This window comes from Bradyrhizobium sp. IC3195, from assembly GCF_020193585.1.
Lineage (GTDB): Bacteria > Pseudomonadota > Alphaproteobacteria > Rhizobiales > Xanthobacteraceae > Bradyrhizobium > Bradyrhizobium yuanmingense.
This window is the reverse complement of the sequence record NZ_JADYVG010000081.1, coordinates 1-635: the sequence shown is the minus strand read 5'-3', so window position 1 is coordinate 635 and position 635 is coordinate 1. Positions and strand designations below refer to the sequence as shown.

The window sequence follows — 635 nt, the reverse complement described above, 5'->3', positions numbered from 1 at the left end:
CGGCGGCTGCGAGATCGGTGGCCGGGACGGAAGAATGGCCCGCGCCGCGGCCGAACAAAAGAATGGACGCGATTTCCGCATAGTCATCGGGGCGATCATTTAAAAATCGCTTGTCCATCTCATCCGTAAAAATCGCTTGTCCATCTCATCCGTCGAGTGCAGCTTGGCGCGGTGCGCGACCGAGAAGCTCATATAGGCCAGCACGTCGGTCTCGGCCTCATCGAGGAACACGGCGAGCTTCGGCAGTTTGGGACGGAGCTGGTCGGCGATACGCCGCCACTGCGCTCGTGCGGCCTCGGCGTCGTCCTGGGCAAACGCAGTGGCAATGAAGGCGGAGACCACGCGCCGCCCGCTCTTGCCGGCATGCGCCAGCGCGTTGCGCATGAAGTGAACGCGGGGGTCGTTGAACAAGTGGTTCACCGAATCCGCTCGATGCAGCGACCGGCCCATTCATGCCTTCACATCAACCCGGCACTCCGCGCGATGCCGACGGAGACGCGTCGAGGGGGGCGATCAAGCACAAAAGAAGCGCAACAAGAGCGGCTGCCAGCCGCTTGAGGTTGATGGCGGCGGCCGTCAGATAGGCCTGGATCTTCATGTTCGGTAGACCACGCCGTATGGCGCGCGCCAGCCCA

General features: G+C 63.3%; 1 pseudogene. It reads right to left on the bottom strand.

Going from position 1 to position 635, the window contains the following annotated elements:
• Nucleotides 1–135 precede the first annotated feature (135 nt).
• A pseudogene (locus I6F09_RS37185) lies at nt 136–396 on the bottom strand (transposase); the annotation flags it as partial.
• Nucleotides 397–635: the final 239 nt, after the last annotated feature.